Raw genomic sequence first — 6,423 nt, forward strand, 5'->3', positions numbered from 1 at the left:
GGTTTTGCCGCTGCGGGCGGCTTGCAGGGTGGCCTCGTTGACCAGGTTCTTCAGGTCGGCCCCGCTGAAGCCGGGGGTGATCTGGGCGAGTTCGGTGGGGATGCGCTCGTCGCCGGTGAGGTAAACTCGGCTCGCGCGAAAGGACAGCAGGAAGTCGGGAGTGAGGCCCAGGCGGCGCATGAAGTAAGGGTGAAAGCCAAAGCCCGCCGGCATGGCCTCCTCACCGGAGTTGGTGAGTTCCAGACTCAGCCGCAGGCTGCTGTCGCCCAACCAGAACACCGCCCGCACGGTGTAGCGAAAGGGAAAGTTGAGGGCCTGGGGATTGTTGGCGTTGAAATGGCACACCAGCAGGCCCTCGCTGCGCTCGACCACCATCCACGGACGCCCGTGCACCTCGCCGTGGATGGTCTGCACCCCGTCGGGCCAGTTGGGCAAAAGCTGGTAACTCCGGCCCCGAAAGCTGAAGCGCCCCTCGCGGATGCGGTTGGAGTAAGGTGCCAGGATGTAGGCTGAGGTCTCGGGGGAAGCCCCGCTGGTGATGGCCGCCAGAGAGGTCGGGCGCAGCAGGGGAAGCCAGAAACCCTCTCGATACAGCTCGAGCCCGGCAATGCTGGCCCCGAGCGCGGGGAGCACCGTAAGGCGGAGCCTATCGTTGTGCAGGATTTCGGGTCTCATGAGCTGTTAACCTGAGACAACTCTACCAGGAATAGCCGCTAAGGGGCGTAATTTCTGAGCCTCTACGAGCAACCTCTCATCACCGCACCCCCAACAGCAGTTCGACCGTGAGCTGGTCCAGCCGCTCCAACCCCGGTCCCCGCCGGCCCAGCTCCTCACGGTCGAACTCGAGCCCCTTCAGGGCCTGGGCGTTCTCACGGCTGTACTTCGCGGTGAGCCGAGCGAGTGCCCCGTCCTGAACCTTGTAGGCCCCGATGAGGTCCTGGATCTCGCGGTCACGGTCGAAGCGCTCAGCCTTCTCCTTGAGGATCAGGTAGGTCCTCATGCAGCCTTTGGCGAACTCCCACACCCCCGCCTCGTCCTCGGTGCGCAGGGCGTGGGCATCGAAGTGGCGGGGGCCGTCGTAGCCGGAGTCCTCCAGCAGCTTGACCAGGAAGAAGGCCATCTTGAGGTTCTCGGCCCCAAAGCGCAAGTCCTGGTCGAAGCGGCCCATCTTCTGGTCGTTGAGGTCGATGTGAAAGAGCTTGCCCGCATCGATGGCCTGGGCCACGGCGTGCACGAAGTTGAGGCCGGCCATGGTCTCGTGGGCCACCTCGGGGTTGAGCCCGAAGAGGTGGGGCTTGTCCAGCGTGGCGATGAAGCCCAGCGCCGCCCCCACCACCGGCAGGTAGATGTCGCCCCTGGGTTCGTTGGGCTTGGGCTCGAGGGCGAAGCGATAGCCGTAGCCCTGATCCTCGGAGTACTCGGCCAGGAAGTTCAGCGCCTCACGGTAGCGGGCGAGGGCCTCGAGCGCGTTGCCCCCGGCGTCGACCTCCGCCCCCTCGCGCCCGCCCCAGAAGACGTAGGTCCTCGCTCCCAGCTCGGCCCCCAGGTCCATGGCCTGCATGGTCTTCTGGATGGCATAAGCCCGCACCCGCGCGTCAGGAGAGGTGAAGGCCCCGTCCTTGAAGATGGGGTCGCTGAAGAGGTTGGTGGTGGCCATGGGCACCGCCAGGCCGCTGTCCTGGAGGGCCTTCTTGAAGCGCTTGAGGATGCGCTCACGCTCGGACTTGGAAGCGTCGATGGGGATGAGGTCGTTGTCGTGTAGGTTGACCCCATAGGCTCCCAGCTCGGCCAGCTTGTAGACGATGTAGTCGGGCTCGAGAGGCGGGCGGGTGGGCAGGCCGAAAGGGTCGCGCCCTACGTTGCCCACGGTCCATAGGCCAAAGGTGAACTTGTGCTCGGGTTTGGGTTGATAGGCCATGTCAAAGCTCCTGTGATGAAAAGCGGCTCAGGGTCGGGAAAGGCGGGGGGCGTATTGCGGGCTCAAGCACCCACCCCGCTCCGCTGGGCCTCGAGGAAGGCGCGGATGGCCAGCACGCCCGCGCCCAAGATGGCGGTGTCGCGGCCAAAGGGCGAGAGCACGATCTGGGCAGTGCGGGCGGCCTGCTCGAGGGCGTAGCGCCGGGCGGCTGCGCGGGCCAGCGGCAGCAGCCGGGGCCCGATCTCCTCGACCAGCGGCCCGCCCAGCACCACCACGTCGGGGTCGAGCAGGTTGAGGAGCTGGGCCAGCAAAAGCCCCAGCTTATCGGCCATGCGCTCGAGCCCGGCCTCGGTGGGGTCGGCCCGCCAGGCCTTGAGGCTGACGAAGGTCTCGGCACAGCCCCGCTTGCCGCAGCGGCAGGGTGGCCCCTGGGGGTCGAGGGGGACGTGTCCGATCTCCCCCGCGTGACCGTGGCTGCCCCAAAAGAGCTGCCGGTCCAGCACCAGACCGCTGCCCAGCCCGATGCCCAGGCTCAAGTAGGCCAGGTTGGCGACCCGCCACTCGCCCAGGGTGTACACCCCCAGTGCGGCGGTGTTGGCCTCGTTCTCGAGGATGGGCGGGGTCTCCACCCGGATCCTGTGCTGGGCGAGCTTGTGCCCCAGCATCTCCAGCAGCGGCAGGTCCTGCCAGCCCAGGTTCGGGGCCAGGGTGAGGTGTCCGTGTTGCGGTTCGACCAGCCCTGGCACACTCAAGCACAATCCCCGCAGGTAAACACTGTGGCCCAGCCCCCGCAGCAGTTCCCGGCTGGCCTGGGCCAGCCGGTCCAGGCAGGCGCTGGGGTCGGGGTCGGGACCCAGCTCCAGATCCTGACCGCGCCGCACCTCGCCCATGAGGTTTTGCAGCCGCACTGCCAGGTAGTCCACGCTGATCTCCCAGGCCAGCACCAGGTTTTTCTCACGGTCGAGCTCGAGGGCGCGCGAGGGTCGCCCCACTCCCCCCGGCATCTCCTCTCCCTCGCGCAGCAACCCCTCCTCGAGCAGTTCGGCCACCACTACCGAGACCGTGGACTTGGCCAGCCCAAGTTCACGCGCCAGCTCCGAGCGCGAGAGGCCGGGGCGCTGCCAAAGCGTCTTGAGCACCAACGAGCGGTTGAGGTTGCGCAAGACCCCTGTCCCAGAACTGGAATTGGCACTTCTAATCCGAGCTGGCATAGACCACCCCCTCCAAGCTTTTTGCCGGGCCTGGGCTAAAGTTCGAGACATGAACATATTACCGGGAGGGGCTCATCCCAGTCAAATGCCGGGGGTCAAAAAGGGTGTGGAGGCCAGAGAAAGGGCGTTTGGCTTCTGGCTATCGCCCCTCCCGCTGGTACACCCGCACGTAATCGACCAGCATGCGCTGGGGAAAGCGCGTGGTCGCGTCGGGCATGCCGGGCCAGGCTCCGCCTACCGCCAGGTTGAGGATGAGGAAGAAGGGCCGGTCGAAGACCCAGCGCGCGCCTTCGGGGAGGTCGGCGGGGGTGCGGGTCTGGTAGAGTTGGCCGTCGACGTACCAGCGCAGTTCCTCCGGCTCCCACTCGAGCGCGAAGACGTGGAAGGCCTCGGCGAAGTCGGCGGGGAGGGTGTAGGGCTTGCCGATGCCCGCGCCGCCCGAGTAGCCGGGGCCGTGGATGGTGCCGTGCACAGTGCGCGGCTCGCGCCCGATGTTCTCCATCACGTCGATCTCGCCGCACAAGGGCCAGCTCACCGTGCCGATGTTGTTGCCCAGAAGCCAGAACGCGGGCCACAACCCCTGCCCGCGCGGGAGCTTGATGCGGGCCTCGAAGCGCCCGTACTGCTGCTCGAACTTGCCGCGGGTGTTGAGCCGCGCGGAGGTGTAGCGGCAGGGGCCGTACCAGCAGCGCAGGCCGGGCAGACGCTGCTCGAGCGCGGTGATGGCCAGGTTACGGCCATCGTGCACGGCGTTGAGGGTGGAGTCGGTGTAGTACTGCAACTCGCTGTTGCCGTTGCCCCAGCCGCCGGTCTCCACGTTCCACTTGCTGCGGTCCACCGGGCTGCCCGGCGGCAGGTTGAACTCGTCGGCCCAAGTCAGTCGCCACCCCGGCAGGTCCTGAGCTAGGGCGCCGGGAAAGGCCAGCGCCAGGAACAGAAGCTTGGGAAAGTTCAGCTTCATGGATCGAACCTCGTGTCAAGTGGTCAAAGGCTTTTCCTCACGGTTCATCGGCTATCTACCTCTACCCGAGCCCCCGGTACGTGAAGTAGTCGAAGTCCGCGGGCAGCCGCGTCCCGCTCAAATCCTGCGCGCACAGGCCGATGAAGGTGCCCGTGAAGGAGAGGCCGTTGCAGTAGTCGTCGGAGAGCTTGCCCGAGTCGAAGGCCGGGCCGATGGGCTGCCAGTTCCGCCCGTCGAGGGCATAGAAGAAGCGGAAGGTCTCGCGCTCGAAGCGCACCTTGAGGTACACCCGCGCCACCTCCCCCACGCTCACCTCGCGCTCCAGCGGCTCGTCGTAGCGCCCAGCGTCGCAGGTCAGCAGGTTGAGGGTCTTGCCCAGCGCCTCGTCGCGGCTGAGCCGTAGGTAGACCCAGTGCTGCGTGTCGTAGTAACACACCAGCCCGGCCATCTGCTGGAAGTGACGGGGCTCGAACTCCAGCGCCGTCTCGGCCTCGGCGTAAAAGTGCTGCAGGCGGCGGGCCACCAGGCTCTGGCGGTGGCGCGAGATCAGCGACTCGCGCCCGTAGAGCCGCAGGAAGCCGGGGCGCTCGCTGAGGGAGAGCCAGGACTCGTCGGCGGGGAGGCGCAGGGTCTGGAAGTGCGGGCTGAGGGTGGGGGTGTCGAAGGGGTCGGTCTCGGGCTCGAGCGGCCAGGGGTGGGGCGGAAGGTCGGGGGCTTCGACCTCGAGGCGCGGGGTGTTCCCGCCCCCGGCCAGCCGCGGCCAGCCGTCCTCGCTCCACTCGAGTCTTTGGATGGCCGTCTCCCGACCCAGGTTGCAGCGGCGCAGCGAGGCGCCGGGCGGCTCGAGGGGCCTGCCGGTGAGGTGGACCATGTACCACTCCCCCCTCTGGGTCTCCACCAGCGAGGCGTGGCCCGCCTTCTGCAAGGGCAGCTCGGGGTGAGCCCGCGCGGTGAGGAGGGGGTTGGCGGGGTGCACCTCGTAGGGCCCGAGGATCGAGCGCGAGCGGGCCAGGGTCACGGCGTGCTCGTAGGAGGTGCCCCCTTCGGCGGTGAGCAGGTAGTACCAGCCATCCCGCTTGTAGAGGTGCGGCCCCTCAGTCAGGCCCAGGGGGGTTCCCCGGAAGATGTTGTGTACCGGGCCCACCAGCTTCTGGCGCACGGGGTCGTACTCCTGCAGCAGGATGCCGGCGAAGGGGTTGCGGCCCTTGCGGTGATCCCAGAGCATGTTCAAAAGCCACTTGCGCCCGTCGTCGTCGTGGAAGAGCGAGGGGTCGAAGCCCGAGGAGTTGAGGTAGACGGGCTCTGACCACGGCCCCTCGACGCACTCGGCGGTGACGAGGTAGTTGTGGGCGTCCTTGAAAGGGGCCTCGGGGGCCCAGGTCTTGACGTCGGTGTAGACGAGCCAGAAGCGGCCATCGGCGTAGCTCAGGCAGGGGGCCCAGATGCCCCCGGAGTCGGGGTTGCCCAGCAGGTCGAGCTGCGAGCGGCGGGCGAGGGGTTGCGTCACCAGCCGCCAGTGCACCAGGTCGCGCGAGTGGTGGATCTGCACCCCCGGATACCACTCGAAGGTGGAGGTAGCGACGTAGTAGTCCTCGCCCGCCCGCACGATGGAGGGATCGGGGTTGAAGCCGGGCAGGATGGGGTTGCGGATCATTCAACCGGCCTCCGCAGCGCCCTCGAGGAAGCCCTTCAGCCAGCGCCCGCTCTGCTTGAGGCGGCGCTCTTGGGTGGCGAAGTTGACGTAAAACAGCCCGAAGCGCTTGTCGTAGCCCTCGGCCCACTCGAAGTTATCCAGCAGGCTCCAGGCGAAGTAGCCCTTCAGCGGAGCCCCCTCGCGGATGGCCTGGGCGCACTTGCCCAGGTGAGAGCGGTAGTACTCCAAGCGCTTGGGGTCGTGGATCTCGCCGTCGTCGTCCACGCCGTCGGGGTAGCAGGCCCCGTTCTCGGTGATGTAGATGGAGCGGGGCCGGTACTCGCGGGCTACCCGCACCACGATCTCGCGGATGCCGTCGGGGTAGACCTCCCAGTTCATGTAGGTGTACTCGCCCTCCGGGCGCACGTGCTCGACGAGCAGGGGGCCCTGCTCCGCGTGCCGCACCACCGAGCGCGAGTAGTAGTTGATGCCCAGGAAGTCGAGGGGGGCGGCGACGGCCTCGAGGTCTCCCGGCTCCACACGGGGCACCATCGGCCCGTAGAGTTCCCACATGTCCAGCGGGTAGCCGAAGCCGAACAGCGGGTCGAGGTACCAGCGGTTGAAGAAGCCGTCGTAGCGGCGGGCGGCCTCGAGGTCTCCCGGCTCCACACGGGGCACCATCGGCCCGTAGAGTTCCCAC

The 6,423-nt window shown here is 67.5% G+C and carries 6 protein-coding genes; all 6 read right to left on the reverse strand.

Annotated features, from left to right (window positions below; genetic code table 11):
• Positions 1–633 (reverse strand): aldose epimerase family protein (locus Mrose_RS17440; RefSeq protein WP_476695786.1); only part of this gene is annotated, 633 nt, incomplete at its 3' end.
• Between the two features lie 121 nt (positions 634–754).
• Complete coding sequence (gene xylA, locus Mrose_RS17445; RefSeq protein WP_119280437.1) at positions 755–1,918, reverse strand: xylose isomerase; 1,164 nt, start codon at positions 1,916–1,918, stop codon at positions 755–757.
• Between the two features lie 62 nt (positions 1,919–1,980).
• Positions 1,981–3,129, reverse strand: coding sequence for an ROK family transcriptional regulator (locus tag Mrose_RS17450; RefSeq protein ID WP_119280439.1), 1,149 nt, complete (start codon positions 3,127–3,129; stop codon positions 1,981–1,983).
• A gap of 139 nt (positions 3,130–3,268) precedes the next feature.
• Positions 3,269–4,090: a glycoside hydrolase family 16 protein gene (locus Mrose_RS17455; protein WP_119280445.1), complete on the reverse strand. Its 822-nt coding sequence runs from the start codon at positions 4,088–4,090 to the stop codon at positions 3,269–3,271.
• Positions 4,091–4,151: 61 nt separating this feature from the next.
• Complete coding sequence (locus Mrose_RS17460) at positions 4,152–5,744, reverse strand: glycoside hydrolase family 43 protein (protein WP_119280447.1); 1,593 nt, start codon at positions 5,742–5,744, stop codon at positions 4,152–4,154.
• Positions 5,745–6,423, reverse strand: a 679-nt coding sequence (locus tag Mrose_RS17465) for a family 1 glycosylhydrolase (RefSeq protein ID WP_119280449.1), incomplete at its 5' end; no start/stop codon positions are given. It abuts the gene before it with no gap.

The organism is Calidithermus roseus (assembly GCF_003574095.1).
GTDB classification, from domain to species: Bacteria; Deinococcota; Deinococci; order Deinococcales; family Thermaceae; genus Calidithermus; species Calidithermus roseus.

Bases quoted from the DNA above. Each gene is read 5' to 3' on its own strand.
- xylA (WP_119280437.1), bottom strand. From the start codon at position 1,918: ATGGCCTATCAACCCAAACCCGAGCACAAGTTCACCTTTGGCCTATGG.
- Mrose_RS17450 (WP_119280439.1), bottom strand. From the start codon at position 3,129: ATGCCAGCTCGGATTAGAAGTGCCAATTCCAGTTCTGGGACAGGGGTC.
- Mrose_RS17455 (WP_119280445.1), bottom strand. From the start codon at position 4,090: ATGAAGCTGAACTTTCCCAAGCTTCTGTTCCTGGCGCTGGCCTTTCCC.
- Mrose_RS17460 (WP_119280447.1), bottom strand. From the start codon at position 5,744: ATGATCCGCAACCCCATCCTGCCCGGCTTCAACCCCGATCCCTCCATC.